We start from the raw sequence: 20,566 nt of genomic DNA on the forward strand, positions 1-20,566 counted from the left end.
ATGAACATGCAGTATTCGGCGGCCGGCCAGGCCGGGCGCCAGGTTTCGCAAACCCGGTCTTTCACTACCGTCTTTCTGATCGAACTGTGGGAGCGCTTCGGCTACTACGGCATGCAGGCGCTGATCATCTACTTCCTGGTGCAGCGCCTTGGCTTCGACGACACCCGCGCCACTTTGGTGTGGGGCGCGGCGGCGGCCCTGATCTACGTGGCGCCGGCGATCGGCGGCTGGGTCGGCGACCGCGTGCTCGGCACCCGCCGCTGCATGGTAATCGGCGCCATCATCCTCTCGCTCGGCTACGCGCTGATGGCGATCCCCACCACCAACACCTGGCTCACCTTCTCGGCGCTGGGGGTGATCGTGGTCGGCAACGGCCTGTTCAAGCCGAACACCGCCAACCTGGTGCGCAAGATCTACGAAGGCGACGACGCCCGCATCGACTCTGCCTTCACCATGTACTACATGGCCGTCAATATCGGCTCCACCGTCTCGATGCTGGCCACGCCGGCGCTGAAGGACTACGTCAACGCCCACTACGCCGGCGAACTCGGATGGCACGTGGCGTTCGCGGTGTGCAGCGTCGGCATGTGGGTTGGCCTGCTGACGGTGGGCGTGCTGCGCCGGACCATCGCCCATATCGGCTCGCCGCCGGACGCGCTGCCGCTCGACTGGGGCAAGCTGGCGCTGGTGCTGGGCGGCGGCGTGATCGCGGTGGCGGCATCGGCCACCATCCTCGAATACCAGTGGCTGGCGCGCCTGTTCGTGTACGTCGCCGGCATCGTGGTGCTGGGGATTTTCGTCTACCTGATCCGCACCAGCGAAGCCAGCGAGCGCGCCGGCATGGCGGCGGCGCTGGTATTGACGCTGCAGACCGTGTTCTTCTTCATCTTCTATCAGCAGATGTCGACCTCGCTGTCGCTGTTCGCGCTGCGTAACGTCGACCTCGACTTCACCCTGTTCGGCAGCCACCTGTTCACCTGGTCGCCGGGCCAGTTCCAGGCGCTCAACGCGATCTGGATCATGGTCCTGAGCCCGATCCTGGCCTGGGCCTACACCCGCGCCAGCGGCAGCCGCTTCGACCTGTCGATCGCCGCCAAGTTCGCGCTCGGCTTTGCGGTGGTGGCGGCCGGCTTCTTCACCTATGGCGTGGCCGGCGCTTTCGCCGTGGGCGGGCTGACCTCGTCGTGGATCATGATCGCCGGCTACGGGCTGTATTCGCTGGGCGAACTCCTGGTGAGTGGACTGGGACTGGCGATGATCGCGCGCTACGTGCCGGCGCGCATGGGCGGCTTCATGATGGGCGCCTATTATGTCGCGGTCGGCATCTCGCAATACCTGGGCGGCGTGGTCGCCACCATGGCCAGCGTGCCGCAGGGGATGAGCGACCCGCTGCAGACGCTGCCGATCTACACCAGCCTGTTCAACAAGCTGGGTCTGGCGGCGATCGCCTGCACCTTCATCGCACTGGCTGCGCTGCCGCTGATGCGGCGCCTGACGGCGGCGCACCAGGCGCATCGCTGATCGCAGGCGAGGCGCCGGATCGGGCGCAAGGGAAGCCGGGCGCCGCCGCACGCGCGGGCCCGGCTTCTTATAGAATAGCCGGTCTCACTGTCCATCCTTCCGGCTGCAAGCATGTCCACCACCCAGACCTCCCCCGACACCCAGGCCGCGCGCGCACTCCAGGTCGCGCAGCGCGTGCACGCCATCGAACCGTTCCGCGTGATGGAGATGGTGAAAGCCGCCGCCGAACTCAAACGCGCCGGTCACGACGTGATCAGCATGAGCGTGGGCGAGCCCGATTTCACCGCGCCCGACATCGTGGCCCAGGCGGCGATGGAAACGATCCGCGGTGGCGTCACCCAGTACACCGAGTCGCTCGGCCTGCGCGAACTGCGCGAGGCGATCTCCGGCCACTACGCCGCCGTGCAGGGCCTGGACATCGACCCGCGCCGCATCGTGGTCACCGCCGGCGCCTCGGCCGGCCTGCTGCTGACCTGCGCCGCGCTGGTGTCCGACGGGGACGAGGTCTTGATGCCCGACCCCAGCTACCCGTGCAACCGCCATTTCGTGGCCAGCTTCGGCGGCGCCCCGGTGCTGGTGCCGTCCTCGCACGAGGACCGCTACCAGCTCAGCGCCGCCCACGTCGCCGAACGCTGGAGCGAACGCACGCGCGGCGTGCTGGTGGCCTCGCCCTCGAACCCGACCGGCACCTCGATGACGCCGCAACAGCTGCGCGAGATGCTGGGCGCCGTGCGCGCGCGCGGCGGCTTCGCCATCGTCGACGAGATCTACCAGGGACTGTCGTACGACCACAAGCCGGTGAGCGCGCTGGCCCTCGACCCGGACGTCATCACCGTCAACAGCTTCTCGAAATACTTCAACATGACCGGCTGGCGCCTGGGCTGGCTGGTGGTGCCGGACAGCCTGGTGCCGACCTTCGAAAAGCTGGCGCAGAACCTGTTCATCTGCGCCCCGACCGTGGCCCAGCATGCGGCGCTGGCCTGCTTCGCGCCGGAAGCGCTGGCGATTTTTGAGGAGCGCCGCCTGGAATTCCAGCGCCGCCGCGATTATCTGGTGCCGGCGCTGCGCGAACTGGGCTTCGCGGTGCCGGTGATGCCGGACGGGGCGTTCTACGTCTATGCCGACATCGGCCAGGTCGCCCATCCGCTGCGCGGCGACAGCGCGGCGTTCGCGCTGGACGTGCTGCATCGTTCGCACGTGGCGATCGTGCCCGGCGATGATTTCGGGGTGGCCGCGCCAGGCCGCCATGTGCGCTTCTCGTATGCGACCAGGTACGAGCGGATCGAAGAGGCTGTGGAGCGGCTGCGCCGCCTGTTCGCGCAATCGTAGGGTTGGCGGCTTCGCCGCCGACGCGGTGATGGTTAGCTGTGGAATCTCTGGCGCGATCTCGGAGCCGGCAGCGATCACCGGACGCCGGCCGCCGCGTCGGCGGCTGAGCCGCCAACCCTACGTCAGGATATCGGCCGGGTCAGGCCGTCAGTCGCTCGAACACTTCGCGCAGCGCCAGCCCGCCGCCGCCGATCAGCACACCGAAATAGATGATGGTGACGACGTTGCTGACGTGCCCCAGCAGCACGCTGACGCCGTCCTTCTGTAGCAGGCCGATCGCGAGGAACAGGATCGCCACCGCCGGGAAGGTGTTACTGAACGGGATCAGCCCGAACGGCATCATCAACAGCACCGCGCCCAGGATCAGGGCCAGGCTGTTGAGCGTGCCGACCGCGCCGTCGGCCGCCAGCCAGCCCATGCGGTTGGGGCGGCTGACAGTCTCGATCTTTTTGAGCCACGACAGCGCCTTGCGCAGCAGCGGGCGCAGCTTGCGGGTGCCGATCACGCGATGCTCCAGCTTCGACGGAATCCACAGGTTGCGCCGGAACAGGCGGCTGACGCTGATCAGGAGGATGGCGGCGCCGAACACGGTGCTCACGCCGGGGATCGACACCGGAATCAGGAACACCAGCGTCAGCAGCGCCGCCAGGATCAACAGGCCGTCGTTGCCGACGCGGTGAATCAGTTCGCTCAAGGTGATGCCGGTGCGCGGCATCGAGCGAACCAGAGAGCGAAGGCGTTGCGAGATCGGGGCACTGTGCATGGCGTGTGTGTGTCGAGAGGGGTCGGGAGGTCGGGGCGCCGGGAGGCGCGCCGCATTCTACAGGACGGCCGCGCCGGCAGCCGGCACGCTTGCCGCCAGCGCCTCGACCAGCGCGCCGGGCGCCACCGGCTTGACCAGGTAGCGGTCGAAACCGGCTGCCAGCGCGCGTTCGCGGTCGCTCGGCTGGCCGTAGCCGGACAGCGCCACCGCCAGCGGGCGCCGCTCCTGCGGGCGTTGCAGGCAGGCGGCGCGCAAGCGCTCCATCAATTCGTAGCCGTCGATGCCGGGCAAGCCGATGTCGCACACGATGGCGTCGAAGCCGCCCGCCAGCGCCAGTGCCAGGCCGGCATGGCCGTCGAGCGCGATCGCGACCTGGTGTCCTTCGAGTTCGAGCAGCATGCGCAGCACGTCGCAGGCGTCGGCATTGTCTTCCACCACCAGGATACGGCGCGCCGCGTACGTCCCGGGCGCCGGCGCGGGCGCGCCGCCGTGGGGGGCGGCAGCGCTGGAGCGCGGCAGGGAAACGGTGAAGGTGCTGCCCTGCCCCGGTCCGGGACTGGCGGCGGACACGCCGCCGCCGTGCATGCCGACCAGGTTGCGCACCACGTTCAGGCCCACGCCCAGGCCGCCTTCGGAACGGGCCAGCGAGCGCGGCCCCTGGGTGAACAGATCAAAGGCGCGCAGCATGGTCTCTTCGGCCATGCCGGAGCCGTTGTCGCTCACGCGCACGCTGACGCCGGCGCCGTCGATGCACTCGACCGCCACGTGCACGCGGCCGCCGTCCTGGGTGTATTTCGAGGCGTTGCTGAGCAGGTTGGTGAAGACCTGGGTCAGGCGCACCGCGTCGCCATCGACCACCACGTCGGGCGCCGCCTGGGCCACGTCGAGTTGCTGGCCGCGCTCGCGCAGGCGCGGCAGCACGGTTTCCACCGCCTGGTCCAGCACCTCGGACAGGCGCAGCGGCTGGATTGCGAGCGTGATCTTGCCGCTCGAAAGCCGGGCGGCGTCGAGCAGGTCGTCGAGCAGGCGCGCCATGTGGCCGACCTGGCGCCCGATCACGCCGGTGAGCTGCCTGAGCGTGCCGGCGACCGCCGGGTTGCGCTCGAGCAGGCTGGCGGAGACGCTGATCGGCACCAGCGGATTGCGCAGTTCGTGCGCCAGCATCGCCAGGAATTCGTTCTGGCGGCGATTGGTCTCTTCGGCGTCGTCGCGCGAAGTCTGGGCGTGCACCGCGGCCAGCACCAGGTGTTCGTTGGCTTCGCGCAGGTGCTCCGCCAGTTCGCGCTGCTCGTCGACTTCGCGCCGCAGGCGCGCGTTCTCGGCTTCGAGCCCGGCAAGGCGGCGCGCCAGATCGCCATCGTCGTGGGTGGGTACGCTCGCCATGCCGTGCATCCCCTATGTGCCGCGCACCAGCGGCAGGCCGTGCACCACGCCCTGGTACTCGGTGCCGAGCGGCGTGATCTGCAGGCCGTCGTCGTCGATCGTGTACTCGCGCAGATCGTGGCTGTGGCCACTTCCGCGCACCTTGACTACCGAGATGAACTTGCGCAGCTGGCCACCGCTTTCGCCGAAGCGCATCAGCACGATGGCGTCGGCCAGGTAGGCGATGTCGGCCTGGCTCAGGCGCAGGCGGGTGAAGTCGTCGTCCACGCCCATCGTCACCATCACCGACACGTTGCGCTTGGCCAGCGCCGACAGCATGCGGAACACCACCTCGCGCAGGTGGGTGCGCCCTTCCGGCGCCAGGTACAGCGCCATCTCGGACAGCGAATCGATCGTTACCCGGCGCGCGCCGGTGCGGTCGATGGTCTCGTTCAGTTCATCGAGCAGCTCGTCGATGGTGAGGTCGATCATGCGGCTTTCGACCACGCTGATCTCGCCGGACTGCACCATACGCGCCAGGGCGGCGTTGCGCAGGCGCGAGGACCCCTTCTCGAAGAACACGGCGACGCCCTTCTCGCCCGCCTTGACGCCGGCCTGCAGGAAGGTGGTGCCGAGGATGGTCTTGCCGGCGCCGCTCGGACCGGTCACCAGCAGCGCATGGCCTTGCGGCAGGCCGCCGTGCAGCATCGCATCGAGTTCCGGCACGCCGGTCGGGATGCGCCGCATTTCCTGGTCGACGTCGACGCCCGGCAGGCGGTCGTCGGCCAGCGGCGGCAGCACGCGCGGATAGACCCGGATGCCGTCGTCGGTGATGCGGAAGGTATGCGACCCGGCCAGGTGCGGCTGGCCGCGCATCTTGACCACGCGGATCTTGCGGATCACGGTGTTCTGCTCGTGCAGCTGGGCCAGCGAGATCATGCCGTCGGCCACCGTCATGATCGGGTTGGCCTCGACGTCGCTGTGCAGGTATTCGCCGATCAGGAAGGTGGTGGCCTGCCAGCTGGTCATGCGCGTGCCCAGTTCCTGGATGAAGGACTGGAGGTCGGCCACGCCCTCGTTGCCGCTGCGCGCGGTCTGGGCCACCGAGCGGAACGAATCGACGAACACCATGCTCGGCGAGAAGTTTTCGACTTCCTTCATGATGCGGGCCAGCACGCCGCTGAAGTCGCCGGCGCGCAGGTCTTCGGCCAGGTTGACGTAGCGGATGCAGCTGCCGACCTTGTCCATCTCGAAGAAGCCGTACTGCTGCTGGTAGCGCAGCATCTTGAGGGGCGGCTCGCCGAGCACGGTGAAGAACAGGGCGCGCCGCTCGTTCGTTGCCAGCGAAAACATGATCTGGTGCGCGAGCGTGGTCTTGCCGGATCCGGGCGCGCCCGCGATCAGGTTGAAGGAAAACTCGCTCAGGCCTCCCCCGAGGAGAACATCGAGGCCCGGCACACCGGCACTCAATTTCCCAAGGGTTACTTTATCGCTCATTACTTGCGCTCCTGTTCATTCTTATCGTCCCCGACGCGCGCGGCGGCGTCAAGCAGGCGCCGTGCGAGACCCTGGCCGATCAATGCGGCCAGCAATTCGTTGAAGGTCTGGAGCAGCGCTGCGTGTGCGGCGAGCGCGTGCTCGGGGGCGACGCTGGCGAGCATCTCGTCCAGCGCGTTGATTTGGGTGTCGCGGGTCTTGCACGGCGGAGTATCCGCCAGCCATTTGAACTCTGGACCGACAACACGGCAAGCGCGCCCGAAGAGCGCGCAAAAACCGCTGTCGCCGATGAGGGGACCGAGCTGGTCGGCGAGGCGCCGCCAGGACTGGATGAGATGAGCGTGCCCTTCCGAGCGCCCGGGGCCGCCCTTACTCGTCATCATCGCCGGTTCGCAAAACAATTACTGCCGATATCATCATGAATGGTCCATGCACGCCAGGGTGCAGAGTCGTCGTGCGCTTGCCCGCCGAAATATTGACGAACATTATATCTTGACTCTGTACTATCACTCGCCAGAGATTTAACAAAATTTTATGCAGCGCCGGGGTGTCAATACGCCGGCGCAGACTGTATTGTATCCGGTAGGCATGCGCACCGATCCCCGCTAAGATGCTGTTTGCTGAGCAATAGTGCTCATTTACCAGCAGGGGACCGATGAACAAGAAACCGGGCGCCGTCTTTGCCGCCACCTTCGCCTTCGCAGCCGCAGCGCTCGCCGTTGCGCCCGATGCGCCTGCCGCCGCCACACCGGCGCCGAACGCCACCGCGACAGCCAATGCCGCCGACGCACGCTTCAAGCGCATCCATACCAGGGAGTGGCAGTGGCGCGTCAAGGAACGCCTGGCCCGCGCCGAGGGTGAGCGCGGCATCAGCCCGACCCTGGCGCGCGCCGACGCCGCGGCGCAGGAAGCGCGCCGCGTCTATTGGGCCGGCATCCTGAAGGAACTCGACGCCATCAAGCCGGCCGAGCTGTCGGCGCCCGAGCGCATCAACTACGCGGTCTACCGCGCCCAGATCGCCGCCTTGCACGACGCCCAGCTGTACCGCGAGTACGAGCAGCCGGTCAACGCCGACACCGCGTTCTGGACCGACGTCACCTACGGCGCGCGGCGCCCGTTCAACGGCATCGACGACTACCGCAACTACCTGGTCCAGCTCGACGCCCTGCCGGCCTACTTCGAGCAGGAAGTCGGCAATATGCGCGCCGGCCTGGCGCGCGGCTTCACTCCGCCGCGCGTCACCCTGGCCGGTCGCGACAGCACGCTGCTGTCGGTGGTGGACGCAAAATCGCCGCAGGACACCGTGTTCTACGCCCCGTTCAAGCAGATGCCCGCATCGGTCCCGGCGGCCGAGCAGGAAGCGTTGCGCGCGCGCGCCGTGGCCGCGATCCGCGACAAGGTGCAGCCGGCGCACGCCAGGGTGCTGGCTTTCTTCCGCGACGAATACGTGCCCAAGGCGCGCACCACGCTGGCGGCCGAAGCCATGCCGGGCGGGAAAGCCTATTACCAGTCGAAGATCGTCGAGTTCACCACGACCAATATGACGGCCGACCAGATCCACGCCATCGGTCTGTCGGAGATGGCCAAGATCCGCGCCGAGATGCACGAGGTGATGCGCCAGGTCGACTTCAAGGGCGACCTGGCGGCCTTTTTGCAGTTCCTGCGCACCGATCCGCAGTTCTACGCCAAAACGCCGAAGGAACTCCTGATGGCGGCGGCCTGGACCTCGAAGCGCTTCGACGCCAAGGCCGACCAGTACTTCGGCTATCTGCCGCGCCGGCGCTTCGCGATCGTGCCGGTGCCCGACGACCAGGCGCCGTTCTGGACCGCGGGACGCGGCGGTCCGGGCACCTACTGGGTCAACACCTATAACCTGCCGGCGCGCGCGCTCTACAGCCTGCCGGCGCTGACGCTGCACGAATCGGCGCCGGGCCACGCCTTCCAGGGTCCGATCGTGCAGGAACAAAAGGGCGTGCCGCCGTTCCGCCGCGCCTACATCCCGGCGTATGGCGAAGGCTGGGCGCTGTATGCCGAGCGGCTGGGCGTCGAGATGGGGATCTACGAGTCGCCCTACGAGATTTTCGGCATGCTCAGCTACCAGGCCTGGCGCGCTTCAAGGCTGGTGGTTGATACCGGCATCCACGCCAAGGGCTGGACGCGCGAGCAGGCGCAGGCTTACCTGATGGAGAATACCGCGCTGTCGAAGCACGAGGTGGAGACCGAGGTCGATCGGTATATCTCGTGGCCGGGGCAGGCGCTGTCGTATTACCTGGGGCAGATGGCGATCCAGGAAGCGCGGGCGCGGGCCGAGAAAGGACTGGGGCCGAAGTTCGATATCCGCAACTTCCATGACACCGTGCTGCAACTGGGGTCGGTGCCGTTGCCGGTGCTGCAGCAGCGGATCGATCAGTTCATCGCGGATGGAGGACCGAACCCGTATCCGAAGGAAGGCTGATCCCGCGTTGGATCGGCGGCGTTGCCGCCGCCCCCGCATCAATCGAACAGCTTGAACTTCAGCTGGAACGACACGCCGCCATACAGGCGGTCCTTGTAGTTCGGGATGATGCCGACATTCAGGCCGACCCGCTTGTACTCGTACGTGAGGGTCGGAATCGCGCCTGGAAACCAGCCGCCGTCGCGCGTCTTCGGATAGCCGTTGAACGCCGCCAGCGCCAGCCCGACGCGCACCGGCCCCACCGCTACCGGCTGCCAGATCACGCCCGCGTAGTTCGACCACGCATAGTCGCTGTTATGGAAGCGCCCCGCGGTCGCCGTCATGGTGCCGTTGAAACGGTACTCCAGCGCCAGGCCCTTGTTGTTGTCGTTCAGGTCCTTGTCGCCGTCGAAGTGGGCCGTATAAAAGCCGGTGTCGATCCACAGCTCGCTTCTCGGCGCCGGGTCGATCCTGGTGAAGAAGTCAGCAGCCTGCGCCAGCGGCGCGGCAAGGCAGGCCGCGCACAGGGCGGCCAGGGGTACGGTGGCGCGGCTCAATCGTCGGCTCCAGGGTCAAGGTCGGGGTACATCACTTCGGTGAAGCCGAAGCGGGAAAAGTCGCGGATGCGCATCGGGTACAGGATGCCGAGCAGGTGGTCCACCTCGTGCTGCACCACGCGCGCATGGAAGCCTTCGGCGTCGACGCGGATCGCCTTGCCGAACTGATCGAAGCCCTCGTAGCGCAGCCGGGTATGGCGCGGCACGCTGCCGCGCAGGCCGGGCACCGACAGGCAGCCCTCGACGCCCTCTTCCATCTCTTCGCTCAAGGGCGTCAGCACGGGATTGATCAATACCGTTTCCGGCACCGGTGGCGCGTCCGGATAGCGCTGGTTCTTGCCGAAGCCGAAGATCACCACCTGCAGGTCGACGCCGATCTGCGGCGCGGCCAGGCCGGCGCCATTGGCCGCATGCATGGTCTCGAACAGGTCATTGACCAATGCATGCAGCTCCGGCGTGTCGAACTCCTGCACGGGCTGCGCCACCCGCAGCAGGCGCGGGTCGCCCATGCGCAGGATCTCATGCACGGTCATGGCGCGGCGTGCCCCGTCTGCAGGCCGGCCAGGTAGGCGCGGAAGCCTTCGGCCGTTTCCGGATGCTTCAGGCCGATGGCGGCGGTGGCCTGCAGGTAGCCCAGCTTGGAGCCGCAGTCGTAGCGCTGGCCGTGGTAGCGGTGCGCCAGCACGCGTTCGGCCTGCAGCAGCGCGGCGATGCCGTCGGTCAGCTGGATCTCGCCGCCGGCGCCCTTGCCGATATTGGCCAGGTAGTCGAAGATCGACGGCGACAGCACGTAGCGGCCCACCACCGCCAGGGTCGACGGGGCGTCCGCCGGTTGCGGCTTCTCGACGATGCCCGACACCAGTTCCAGGTCCGGGCGATAGCTCGAGGCGCTGACGATGCCGTACTGGCGGGTGTGCTCGCGCGGCACGTCCTGCACCGCCAGGATGCTGCTGCGTTCATAGGCGTAGACGTCGGCCATCTGGGCCAATACGGGCTTGCAACCGTCAGCGGTGTCCATGAAGTCGTCCGCCAGCAGCACCGCGAACGGTTCGTTGCCGACCACCGGCCGCGCGCACAGCACCGCGTGGCCCAGGCCCAGCGGCGAGGACTGGCGGATATAGATGCAGTTGACGTTCTTCGGGATCACGCCGCGCACCGTGTCGAGCAGCGCTTGCTTGCCAGCCGCTTCCAGTTCTGCTTCCAGCTCGTAGGCCTTGTCGAAATGGTCCTCGATGGCCCGCTTGTTGCGGCCGGTGATGAAGATCAGTTCCGTCACGCCGGCAGCGACCGCCTCTTCCACCGCGTACTGGATCAGTGGCTTGTCGACGATCGGCAGCATCTCTTTCGGCTGCGCCTTGGTCGCCGGCAGGAAGCGGCTACCGAGGCCGGCGACGGGGAATACGGCTTTGCGGATCAGGGTCATAGGGTTCTCTTTATTATTTTCCGAGCAGCGCCAGCAGCGCCGCTTCGTCCAGGATGGTGACGCCCAGTTCCTCGGCCTTGGCCAGCTTGCTGCCTGCCTCGGCCCCGGCCACCACGTAGGAGGTCTTCTTCGACACCGATCCCGAGACCTTGCCGCCGGCCTCCTCGATCAGCGCTCCGGCCGCGTCGCGGCTCATGGTCGGCAGCGTGCCGGTGAGCACGAACGTCTTGCCGGCCAGCGGGCCTTCCGCTGCGGCCGCGGCGGCCGCGGACACTTCCGGCAGCGCATCGAGCAGCTCGCGCCGCAGCGCCGACAGCGACATCACCAGCTCGCTGTTTTCCTTCACCGCGATCCACGCTTCCAGCGCTGCCGCCACGTTGGCCGGCAGGCCGAAGATGCCGAAGTCGGTGCGCAAAGCGATCGACTCCAGGGTCTGTCCGCCGCCGATCACCTGGCGCGCGCGCGGGCCGGTCACTTTCGGGATGTTGAGCGCGGTGAGCAGCTCGGTTTCGTCCAGCTTCTCGCGCAGCGCCGGTTTCGGCGGATGTTCGTCGCGCGGCGCGACGCCCGCCTCCAGCAAGGCATTCAACGCGATCTGGTTCTTCTCTTCGGCGAAGAAGTCGGCGATCGAGTCGGCCACGGTGCCGCCGATGTCGGGCAGCACGCGCAGCAGCGCGCTCGGGGCGCGGCGCACCAGCGCCAGGGAGCCGAGCCAGTCGGCCAGCGTCTTGGCGGTCGATTCGCCCACGTGGCGGATACCGAGCGCGAACAGCAGGCGTTCCAGCGGCGGCGACTTGCTCGACGCGATCGCCTCCAGCAGGTTCTCGGCCCACCTGGTGGCCACCTTGCCCTGCTTGACCGTCTCGGGCGTCGTGCCGTCGCGTTCGTCCGCCAGGCGCTTCATGGCGAGCAGATCATCGAGGTTCAGGCGATACAGGTCGGCCACGCCGTGGATCAGGTTCGCTTCGACCAGGCTGTCGATGTAGCGGTCGCCCAGGCCTTCGATGTCCATCATGCGCCGGCCGGCGAAGTGGCGGATCGCTTCCTTGCGCTGGGCGGCGCAGGTCAGGCCGCCGGAGCAGCGCGCCACGGCTTCGCCTTCTTCGCGCACCACGTGCGAGCCGCACACCGGGCACTGCGCCGGCAGCACGTACTGCGCCGGTTCCGGCGAAGGACGGCGCTCCAGCACCACGCCCAGCACTTCGGGAATCACGTCGCCGGCGCGGCGCACGATCACGGTGTCGCCGACGCGTACGTCCTTGCGCCGCACTTCGTCTTCGTTGTGCAGCGTGGCGTTGGTGACGGTGACGCCGCCGACCGATACGGGAACCAGGCGCGCCACCGGGGTGATGGCGCCGGTGCGGCCGACCTGGACCTCGATCGCCTGCACCGTGGTCAGGGCCTCTTCGGCCGGGAATTTATGGGCCAGCGCGAAGCGCGGCGCGCGCGACACGAAGCCGAGCGCGCGCTGGTCTTCCAGCCGGTCGACCTTGTAGACCACGCCGTCGATCTCGTACGGCAGCGACTTGCGGCGCTCGCCGATGTCCTTGAAGAAGCCCAGCATGCCTTCGCGCCCGCTGACCACGGCGCGCTCTTTCGACACCGGCAGGCCGAGACGGTCGAACCAGTCCAGCACACCCGAGTGCGACTCGGGCATCTCCGCGCCCTCCAACTGGCCGACGCCGTAGGCGAAGAAGCGCAGGCGGCGCGCGCTGGTGATGCGCGCGTCGAGCTGGCGCAGGCTGCCGGCGGCGGCGTTGCGCGGGTTGGCGAATTCCTTGTGGCCAGCTTCGCGCTGGCGTTCATTGAGCTGCTCGAAATCGCGCTTGAACATCAGCACTTCGCCGCGCACTTCCAGCACCGCCGGCAGGTCGTCCCCATGCAGGCGCATCGGGATCACGCGCACGGTGCGGATGTTGGCGCTGACGTCCTCGCCGGTGTAGCCGTCGCCACGGGTGGCAGCCTGCACGAAGCGGCCGTTCTCGTAGCGCAGGCTGATCGCCAGGCCGTCGAATTTGAGTTCGGCGTTGTAGGCGACTTCGCGCCGCTCCAGCCCCTCGCGCACGCGGCGGTCGAAGTTGTCGATGTCCTCTTCCGAGAAGCCGTTATTCAGCGACAGCATCGGCACCGCATGCGTCACCTGGCTGAACTCCGGAATCGGGGCGTCGCCTACGCGCCGCGTCGGCGAATCCGGGGTAATCGCGTCCGGATGCTTTTCCTCGAGCACCTGCAGCTCGCGGTACAGGCGGTCGTATTCGGCGTCGGGAATGGTCGGCGCGTCCAGCACGTGATAGTTGTAGCTGGCGCGGTTCAGTTCCGCCACCAGCCACGTGATGCGTGCCAGTTCGTCCGGTGTGCTGTGCTGTTGCTCTGCCACGGCTTCCTCAGCTGAACAGGCGCAGCGCGCGGGTGGAGCCGGCCGGAATGTCGGAAGCATCCATCTCCTGGTAGAACTCCACCACCTGGCTCTTGATCTCGTCCAGGGCTTCGTCCATCAGCGGCTGGTCGCCGTCGTCGACGATGGTGGCGTCCAGGCGCTGCGTCAAGCCACGCGCGCACTCGACCATCTTGCCGAAGCCGTCGCGCGCCGGGGCCACGCACGGCACGTCGAGCAGCAGCGTCAGGCGCGAGGTGGTGTCGGCGCCCAGGGTGACATTGGTCGACAGCGTGAACAGCACGCCCTTGTCGCCGTCGGGCATGGCGAAGCGGCCGTCGGGACGCACGTCGAAGCCGGCGTTTTCGAGGGCGCCGATCAGGGTCGACATCGCCCACGGCGCGCCGTTGGCGGCCAGGTTGATGCCCAGCTGGGCGTCGTGGCCGGCGACGAAGCGGTGCAGCGTGCGCGCGTCGCTCATCACCTCGATCATGTCCGGCACTTCGGGTTCGGCGCCAATTTCATCGGCCACCGCGCGCAGGCGCGTGACCAGTTCGGAGTATTCGAGTTCGTTCAGGGCGGTGGTGCGGGTCGCCATCTGCACGCCGGCCTGCAGCTTGGTGTAAACGCCGCCGTGCACGATCGGCTCCCAGTCGCCGCTGACGGCGAAGCCGATGTAGTGGATCGGCTTGTTGCCGACACGGCGCAGCTTCTGCAGCGCCGGCAGGATGCGGTCGCCGCGCACTGGCGTTTCAATCGACAGCGGGATCATGCAATCGATCAGCGGATCGACCAGGCATTCGGCCAGTTCGGCCGCCGGCATGCCGGGACGGGTGCCCGGCAGCGAAGCGGCGACGGCGTCCTGGGCGGCGCTGGAGCCGCCCGCGCGGTAGGTAGTGGCCGGGGCTGGAGCAGGCGCTGGCGCCGATGCCGTGGCGGCAGGCACCGGTGCTGGAGCAGGCGCGGCGACGACAGGATCGAGGCTCGGCTCGGCCAATTGCGGCTCGGGACGCGCCGCCGGGACGTCGGCCACGATCGGTTCGAGCACCGGTTCGGCGTGGATCGGGGCGGGAGCTGGCGTTGGGACCGCGGCGGCGCCGACGTCGAGCACCGGTTCCTGGCGATCGATCGCCACGGCTTCTTCGCCGCTGCGCATCAAGACGTCGTCGTGGTCGGATGCGAACGCGCGCTCGACGCTCTTCCTGGCCTTGTATTCCTGCCATTTGTTATAGCCGATGACGCCGGCGATGAAAACGCCGCCGGCCGCGATCAGGCTCATTTGGAGATCAGTCATGCTGCTTGTGCCTCATAGCGAAGTGCTGCAAAAAAGGTATTACCTGTAAGGTGCCCGGGTGCGGCGTTGCCCACCGAAAGGCCTGCAATGATATCAATTCCGCCACAAGGACGCCATGCGATTGCGTCGGCGGCCTTGCAAACCCTTATGCGGCGCGCTGCTGCGCCAGCCAGGCCGCCAGTTCGTCCATCGCCACCGGCTTGACGAAATAGGCGTCGATTCCGGCCGCGGCGCTCGACATGCGGTCCAGCGGCTGGCCGTAGCCGGTCATCGCGGCCAGGCGCGTGCCTTCCAGTCCGGGCAGGCGGCGCAGGCGTCGCGCCAGCTCGTTGCCGTCCAAATCGGGCAAGCCGATATCGAGGAAGCACACTTCGGGCCGGAAGCTGCGCGCCTTTTCCAGCGCCGCTGCGGCGTTGAATTCGGTCGCCACCACGTGGCCGACCATGCGCAGGTACATCGCCACCAGTTCGGCCGAATCGGCGTTGTCGTCGACCACCAGCACGCGCAGGCTGTCTTGCAGCGGCGCGGCGCCGGCGTCGGCGTGCGCCGTTGGCGCCATCAGCGGCGCGCGCAGCGGAAACGCGACGCTCACTTCGCTGCCCTGCCCCTCGCCGGCGCTGGCCGCGCTGACCTTCCCGCCGTGCAGCTGCACCAGGCTGCGCACCAGCGCCAGCCCGATCCCGAGGCCGCCCTGGGCGCGGTCCGGCGTGCGCTTGCCTTGCCTGAACAATTCGAAGGCGCTGTCGACCAGGTCGGGCGCCATGCCGATGCCGTTATCGCGCACGGCGATGCGCGCCATCGCATCGTGCACCGCAACGCGTACCGAGATGCGCCCGCCGGCCGGGGTGTACTTGGCCGCGTTCGACAACAGGTTCGACAGCACCTGCACCAGCCGCTTGCGGTCGCCGTGCACCACCGCGCCCTCTGCGTCATTCGTGATGGCCAGCAGGTGCGAGCGGGCCTCGATCAGCGGACGCGCCTGCTCGACCGCTTCGTCCACCAGGTGGCGCACCGCCACGTCTTCGCGCTCCAGTTCGATCATGCCGCGCGTGACGCGCGAAACGTCCAGCAGGTCGTCGATCAGGCCCGTCATGTGGGTGGTCTGGCGCGAAATCACGCGCCCGATATGCTCGATGCGCGCCGGGTCGTTCTTGGCCAGCGGCAGCAGCGAGGCGGCGCTGCGGATCGGCGCCAGCGGGTTGCGCAGCTCGTGGCCGAGCATGGCCAGGAACTCGTCCTTGCGCTGGTCGGCTTCGCGCAGCGCGTCTTGGGTCAGCTTCTGTTCGTGGATGTCGGTGCAAGTGCCCATCCAGCGCTGGATGCGGCCGGCGGCGTCGCGCACCGGCAGCGCGCGTCCCAGCACCCAGCGGTAGTCGCCGCTGTGATGGCGCAGGCGGTATTCGATCTCGTACGGCTCGCCAGTGGCCAGCGCATGGCGCCAGCGCTCCCAGGCCAGCGGCTGGTCGTCGGGATGGAACATGCCGTTCCAGCCTTCGCCGTCGGTGGTGCCGGGCGGCGCGCCGGTGAAGCGGTACCACTGCTCGTTGTAGTAGTCGTGGTAACCGTCGGGCAGCGTGGTCCACACCATCTGCGGCATGGCGTTGGTGATCACCCGGAAGCGCGCCTCGCTGTCGGCCAGCGCGCGTTCGGCCTCGCGCCGCGCCGAGATGTCGATGATGATCGCATAGCCCTGGCTGCGGTCTGCCTCGAGATTGCCGGCGCCGACCAGCACCGGCACCCGGTGGCCGTCGCGGTGCAGGAACTCCTTCTGGAACAGCGGAATCACGTTGCGCTCGCGCAGCCGGACGATGCCGTCGTCGTCGATGTCGCGCCATTCGGGCGGGGTCAGGTCGCGCCAGTTCAGGCCGGCGTCGCGGTCGGCGCGGTTCAGGCCGAGCATCTCGAGGAAGGCACGATTGCAGTCGACGATGACGCCGTCGAGCCGGTAGCGCACCACGCCGACCGGACTCAATGCGACCAGGCGATCGAGTTCGTGGCCGGCGTCGCCGGCGCGCGAAGGGACCGGCTGCGCCACGCCGAGCAGGCCGGCGGTGGCGCCGTCGGCGCCAGGCAGCGGCGACAAGGCCACGCGCAGCCGGGCGCCGGCTTCGATGGCATGTTCGGCGCTTGCACACGCGCCGCCCAGCAGGCTGTCGACCAGCCCAGCGGCAGCGGGCAGCAGGTCCGCCAGCGGCGACCAGCGCGGCCGGTCCGCGCCAAGCTTGAACAGCGCGGCGCAGGCGTCGTTGAGCGCCACCTGGCGCGTGTCGCCGCGCACCACCAGCATCGGCGCCGGCGAAGCACACGCCATGCGCAGTGCGAAACCGATCGCATCCGGCACGGGGCCGGACAGGGGTGGTGTCGATTCGCGGTCGTCAGTCATGAGGCAAACATCGTCCTTGGTCCCGGTTCGGGCGCAGTCGGGCTGGAGCTGAGGCTGGGGCAGTGTAGCACACCGAAAACGCGGTTCCGCCCGCGTGCAGGATCACGCCGCGGCCAGGTCGGCGGCCGACTCCATGTCCACCGCCACGATGCGCGACACGCCCTGCTCCTGCATGGTCACGCCGATCAGCTGGCTGGCCATCTCCATCGCGATCTTGTTGTGCGAGATGAACAGGAACTGGGTGTGGTCCGACATGCGCTTGACCATGCGGCAGAAGCGTTCGGTGTTGGCGTCGTCCAGCGGCGCGTCGACCTCGTCGAGCAGGCAGAATGGCGCGGGATTGAGGCGGAACATCGAGAACACCAGCGCGGTCGCGGTGAGCGCCTTCTCGCCGCCCGACAGCAGGTGGATGGTGGCGTTCTTCTTGCCCGGCGGCTGGGCCATCACCTGCACGCCGGCGTCCAGGATCTCGTCGCCGGTCATCACCAGCCTGGCGTTGCCGCCGCCGAACAGGATCGGGAACAGTTCCGAGAAGTGGCCGTTGACGCGATCAAACGTATCCTGCAGCAGGTCGCGCGTCTCGCGGTCGATGCGGCCGATCGCGTCTTCCAGCGTATTGATCGCTTCGTTCAGGTCGGCGTTCTGCGAATCGAGGAAGCGCTTGCGTTCGGTGGCCTGGGCCAGCTCGTCCACCGCCGCCAGGTTGACCGCGCCGAGGCCGTTGATGGCGTTGGTCAGGCGCGTGACTTCGCCCTGCAGGTATTGCGGCTTGAGTTCGGGGTCGAGCTTTTCCGACAGCGCCGCCTCGTCGGCGCCGGTGGCGGCCAGGGCTTCGTGGAACTGCTCCTGGTTCAGGCGTGCGGCCTGCTCCTTCAGCTGCATCTCGGTGATGCGGTCGCGCTGCGGTTGCAGGCTGCGTTCGCCGAGCATGCGCGCCTCTTCGGCCGCGCGCAGCTGCTGGGCGATCTGGTCGAGTTCATGGCGCGCGTCGGACAAGGCTTGTTCCTGTTCGGTGCGGCGCGCCAGCAGTTCCTGCAAGCCTTCGTGGGCGGTGCCGCTTTCCAGCGCTTCCAGCTCCAGCCGCGCCTGGGCCAGGCTGGCGCCGACCTGTTCGGCCTGGGTGGCAGCAAGGGCCATGGTGCGGCGTACTTCGTCGATGCGGCTGCGCTGGGCGCGCTCGGCGAACTGCGCTTCCTGGGCGCTGCGTTCCAGTTCGCGCAGATGGTCGCGCGCGCGGTTCAAGGCCGCTTCCTGGTCGAGGAAGGCGGTCTGGCCGTCTTCATGGGCTTCCTGCAGCTCGGCCAGTTCCAGGTCGAGCTGTTCGAATTCCTGTTCGGCCTCAAGCTGCGCCTGGCGTTGCTCCGCCTCCTGCGCCGCGATCTCCGAGAGGTCCGCGGCGATCTGACCGCTTCTCTGGTTGAAGCGCGCCTCGATCTCGCTCTGCTTGAGCACCTCGATCTGCAGCGCGTGCACTTCGCGCGTCAGGGCGCCGACGCGGCTGCGCGCATCCTGCAGGCGGCGCGTCAGGTCGGTGACGGCGGCGTCGGCGCGGGTGGCGCGGCTGCGCGCCTCGTCCTGCAGCAGGGCCTGGGCGCGCAGCTGCCTGGCCGTATTCTCGATCTCGTGCTGGCGCGCCAGCATGCCGTCCTGCTCGGCGTCGGGCGCGTGGAAGCGCACGCTCGAACGCGTGACCACGTGGCCGGCGCGCGTCACGAAAGCGCCGCCGTGCGGCAGGCGCGCGCGCTCGGCGAAGGCGGTGTCGGCATCCGGCGCGGCGTAGACGCCGTGCAGCCAGTCGTCCAGCACCGCGCGCACGCCCGGATCGTTCACGCGCAGCACGCTCGTGAAAGGTTTCAGGCCATCGGCGGCGGCAGGGGCCGGGCTGCCTGCCGTTGGTGCGAACACGGTCAGGCGCGCCGGCGGCGCGTCGGCCAGGAAGCCCTTGGCCCAGTCGATGTTCGACACTTCCAGCGCGCCGGCGCGTTCGCGCAGCACCGCTTCCAGCGCCGTCTCCCAGCCCTCTTCCACGTTCAGCCGCTGCCACAGGCGCGGCAGGCCGGCCAGCGAATGCTTTTCCAGCCATGGCTGGACCTTGCCCTGGGTCTGGACCCGCTCCTGCACCTGGCGCAGCGCGTTCAGGCGCGCTTCCAGCTGGGCGTTGGCGGCGCTTTCGCGCTGGGCCGCCGCGTGCGCGTCCTTGCGTTCCGCCTCGACCGCGTCCTGGCGCGCCGTGGCATCGTCCAGCAACATGGTCTGCTCTTCCAGCGCAAGCTGCTTTTCCTCGAGCTGCATGCGCAGGTTGTCGAGGGTGGCGCTGTCGGGCAGGTTCAGGCTATTCCTTTCCTGCTGCAGGCGTTCGCGCCGGGTGGCGAGGTTGGTCAGGATGCCGGCGGCGTTGCGGCCATGGCTTGATGCGAGCTCGATGCGCTGCTGGACCTGCATGATGCGCGTGCGCGAGGCGGTCGATTGTTCCTGCGCGGCGCGCCAGGCGGCTTCGAGTTCGGGCAGGCGTTCGTTGTGGACCTCGACCGCGATCTGGGCGCCTTCGGCGCGCGCGGCCAGTTCCTCGGCCTGCATCTCGGCTTCTTCCTGGCCTTCGCGCAGTTCCTGCTCCTGCGTCGTCCATTGATTGCGCTGGGCTTCGAGCGTGACGATCTGGTTTTGCAGGCGCGTGCGCGACTCGACCACGAACTTGATCTGCGCTTCCAGGCTGCCGATCTCGGAGTTGGTCTGGTATAGCGCGCCCTGCGCCGTGTGCAGGCGGTCGCCGGTGGCGAAATGGGCCTGGCGCATGTGCTCGAGGTCGAGCTCCACGGTGCGCAATTTCGCGGTTTGGCCTTCGAGCGCGGTCTGCGCTTCTTCCATTTCGCGGAACCAGCGCACCTGCTCGGCCTTCGCTTCGTTCTTGCGCATCAGCCACAGCAGCTTCTGCTTTTCTTCCTGGTCCGACTGCAGCTGCTTGAAGCGGTTCGCCACCGCGGCCTGGGCTTCGAGTTTTTCCAGGTTGGCGTTCAGTTCGCGCAGGATGTCTTCGACCCGCAACAGGTTTTCGCGCGTGTCCGACAGGCGGTTCTCGGTCTCGCGCCGGCGCTCCTTGTACTTCGACACGCCGGCCGCTTCCTCCAGGAACACGCGCAATTCTTCCGGGCGCGATTCGATGATGCGCGCGATCATGCCCTGGCCGATGATGGCATAGGCGCGCGGCCCCAGGCCGGTGCCTAGGAAGATGTCCTGGATGTCGCGCCGGCGCACCGGCTGGCCGTTGATGTAGTAGGTCGAGGTGCCGTCGCGCGTAAGGGTGCGCTTGACCGCGATCTCGGCGTATTGGCCCCACTGCCCCGCCGCCTTGCCGGCGCTGTTGTCGAACACCAGCTCCACCGAGGCGCGTCCAGCCGGCTTGCGGTGGGTGGAGCCGTTGAAGATCACGTCCTGCATCGACTCGCCGCGCAGCTCGGACGCTTTCGATTCGCCCAGCACCCAGCGCACGGCGTCGATGATGTTCGACTTGCCGCAGCCGTTGGGGCCGACCACGCCGACCAGCTGGCCGGGAACCTGGAAATTGGTGGGATCGACGAACGACTTAAATCCCGACAATTTGATGGAAGAGAGGCGCACGGATGGGCAGAGGC

Annotated in this window: 14 protein-coding genes; 3 read left to right on the forward strand and 11 right to left on the reverse strand. The window is 68.1% G+C overall.

The genetic code is table 11. From position 1 onward, the window contains the following. Together QPK27_RS19230 and QPK27_RS19235 are read left to right on the forward strand one after the other, a co-directional pair. A complete protein-coding gene (locus QPK27_RS19230; RefSeq protein ID WP_290419784.1) occupies positions 1-1,521 on the forward strand; it encodes a peptide MFS transporter in 1,521 nt (506 codons plus the stop codon). A gap of 111 nt (positions 1,522-1,632) precedes the next feature. Then, positions 1,633-2,850, forward strand: a complete 1,218-nt coding sequence (locus tag QPK27_RS19235) for a pyridoxal phosphate-dependent aminotransferase (protein ID WP_290419785.1) — start codon at positions 1,633-1,635, stop codon at positions 2,848-2,850. A gap of 139 nt (positions 2,851-2,989) precedes the next feature. Here the strand turns inward: QPK27_RS19235 and QPK27_RS19240 are convergent, their stop codons facing one another. Genes QPK27_RS19240 through QPK27_RS19255 form a run of 4 tightly spaced genes read right to left on the reverse strand, consistent with a single transcriptional unit; the run spans position 2,990 to position 6,855 of the window. Then, positions 2,990-3,613 (reverse strand): exopolysaccharide biosynthesis protein, encoded by a 624-nt coding sequence (locus QPK27_RS19240; protein ID WP_290419786.1) that lies wholly within the window; start codon positions 3,611-3,613, stop codon positions 2,990-2,992. A 57-nt stretch (positions 3,614-3,670) separates the two neighbouring features. Further along, complete coding sequence (locus QPK27_RS19245; protein WP_290419787.1) at positions 3,671-4,996, reverse strand: ATP-binding protein; 1,326 nt, start codon at positions 4,994-4,996, stop codon at positions 3,671-3,673. Positions 4,997-5,008: 12 nt separating this feature from the next. Beyond that, the gene (locus QPK27_RS19250) at positions 5,009-6,472 is read right to left on the reverse strand and encodes an ATPase domain-containing protein (protein ID WP_290419788.1); all 1,464 of its coding nucleotides are present in this window, start codon (positions 6,470-6,472) and stop codon (positions 5,009-5,011) included. Beyond that, positions 6,472-6,855 carry a hypothetical protein gene (locus QPK27_RS19255; protein ID WP_290419789.1) on the reverse strand — a complete coding sequence of 128 codons (384 nt, stop codon included), beginning with the start codon at positions 6,853-6,855 and terminating at the stop codon, positions 6,472-6,474. The genes QPK27_RS19250 and QPK27_RS19255 overlap by 1 nt, the downstream gene beginning before the upstream one ends. A gap of 272 nt (positions 6,856-7,127) precedes the next feature. Here QPK27_RS19255 and QPK27_RS19260 point away from each other — a divergent pair, with 272 nt between their 5' ends. Further along, a complete protein-coding gene (locus tag QPK27_RS19260; protein WP_290419790.1) occupies positions 7,128-8,927 on the forward strand; it encodes a DUF885 family protein in 1,800 nt (599 codons plus the stop codon). 38 nt (positions 8,928-8,965) lie between these two features. Here the strand turns inward: QPK27_RS19260 and QPK27_RS19265 are convergent, their stop codons facing one another. The 7 genes from QPK27_RS19265 to smc all read right to left on the reverse strand — a co-directional run bounded on the left by QPK27_RS19265 (position 8,966) and on the right by smc (position 20,552). Next, a complete protein-coding gene (locus tag QPK27_RS19265; protein WP_290419791.1) occupies positions 8,966-9,463 on the reverse strand; it encodes a hypothetical protein in 498 nt (165 codons plus the stop codon). After that, entirely contained in the window at positions 9,460-9,996 is a 537-nt protein-coding gene (gene def, locus QPK27_RS19270) for a peptide deformylase (RefSeq protein WP_290419792.1), read from the reverse strand. The genes QPK27_RS19265 and def overlap by 4 nt, the downstream gene beginning before the upstream one ends. After that, positions 9,993-10,886, reverse strand: coding sequence for a UTP--glucose-1-phosphate uridylyltransferase GalU (gene galU, locus QPK27_RS19275; protein ID WP_290419793.1), 894 nt, complete (start codon positions 10,884-10,886; stop codon positions 9,993-9,995). The genes def and galU overlap by 4 nt, the downstream gene beginning before the upstream one ends. 13 nt (positions 10,887-10,899) lie before the next feature. Further along, positions 10,900-13,323, reverse strand: coding sequence for an NAD-dependent DNA ligase LigA (gene ligA / locus QPK27_RS19280; RefSeq protein WP_374047093.1), 2,424 nt, complete (start codon positions 13,321-13,323; stop codon positions 10,900-10,902). Then, complete coding sequence (locus tag QPK27_RS19285; protein WP_290419795.1) at positions 13,271-14,554, reverse strand: cell division protein ZipA C-terminal FtsZ-binding domain-containing protein; 1,284 nt, start codon at positions 14,552-14,554, stop codon at positions 13,271-13,273. The genes ligA and QPK27_RS19285 overlap by 53 nt, the downstream gene beginning before the upstream one ends. A gap of 145 nt (positions 14,555-14,699) precedes the next feature. After that, a complete protein-coding gene (locus QPK27_RS19290; protein ID WP_290419796.1) occupies positions 14,700-16,937 on the reverse strand; it encodes a PAS domain S-box protein in 2,238 nt (745 codons plus the stop codon). Positions 16,938-17,039: 102 nt separating this feature from the next. Beyond that, a complete protein-coding gene (gene smc, locus QPK27_RS19295) occupies positions 17,040-20,552 on the reverse strand; it encodes a chromosome segregation protein SMC (protein ID WP_290419797.1) in 3,513 nt (1,170 codons plus the stop codon). Positions 20,553-20,566: the final 14 nt, after the last annotated feature.

The organism is Massilia sp. YIM B02443 (assembly GCF_030411955.1).
Lineage (GTDB): Bacteria > Pseudomonadota > Gammaproteobacteria > Burkholderiales > Burkholderiaceae_D > Telluria.